This is a genomic window from Frankia sp. Mgl5, from assembly GCF_023242985.1.
GTDB lineage: Bacteria > Actinomycetota > Actinomycetes > Frankiales > Frankiaceae > Parafrankia > Parafrankia soli.
This window is the reverse complement of the sequence record NZ_JALKFY010000793.1, coordinates 1-860: the sequence shown is the minus strand read 5'-3', so window position 1 is coordinate 860 and position 860 is coordinate 1. Positions and strand designations below refer to the sequence as shown.

General features: G+C 67.0%; 1 protein-coding gene and 1 pseudogene. Both read left to right on the top strand.

All coding sequences use genetic code 11. The features are described from left to right. Nucleotides 1-406 (top strand): annotated as a pseudogene (locus MXD62_RS27690) (hypothetical protein); the annotation flags it as partial. A gap of 145 nt (nt 407-551) precedes the next feature. Next, nucleotides 552-860: PAS domain-containing protein (locus MXD62_RS39890; RefSeq protein WP_248832333.1), on the top strand; the 309-nt coding region annotated here is incomplete at its 3' end.

The following is an 860-nucleotide window of genomic DNA, read 5'->3' as shown; positions in this document are numbered from 1 at the left end:
GCGTCTGTACTGCTTCTCCGCCCTGGACGTCGGCTCCCGTACCGTGCACATCCTCGGGGTCACCGCCCACCCGGACGGACCGTGGACCACCCAGCAGATCCGCAACCTCCTCATGGACCTCGGCGACCTGGCCGCCGACTTCCAGACCCCGGCGAACCCATCGCCGACGTACGGCTGCTCGGGCACCGAGGTCGTCGTCAAACTGACCGACCTGTGCAACATCGAGATGTCTTCGGTGGTGGTGCCCGATACATCCTCGCCGATCCTGATCAAGCACCGTCCCCGCCGAGGTGAAGATGGCCGACGTGCGTGCCTTGCTCGCGTGCTTCAGCGCGCAGGCCGCGGACCGCGGAATCGATCATGTGTTTCGGCGGCAGCGCACTGGGCATGGGCGTTCCTGTGGTAAACCGGGATGGCGCTTGGGTGACCATTTATACGGTTGTCCGCCCGCCACCCGCTGATTTCGTTGCTGTCGTGCGCCCGTACCGCGGAGCAGGCCCTGCAACCGGCTTCTGGGCGCCAGATGTTCAGTCCGGTGGTGACTTGGTGGCGTGAACGGATCTGCCCGGCACGGCCGCGAGAACTCGGCCGCCGCTCTGGATCCACCCGACGGAACTGACCCGGGCGCTCCGTCCGGGTCCGAGACCGGGCTGTTCACCTCGCAGCTGTTCGAGCTGGCCCCGATCGGCCTACTGATCACTGACCGGAAGCTGCGGGTACGCCAGATGAACCGCGCGATGCGAGCCATCAATGGGTTGTCCGCCAGCGACATCGGGCAACGGCCGTTGAGCGAGTTGCTCCCCGACGTCCACCCCGGGGCCTGGGAGGTGATCCGTCAGGTCCTTGCCACCGGCGAGCCC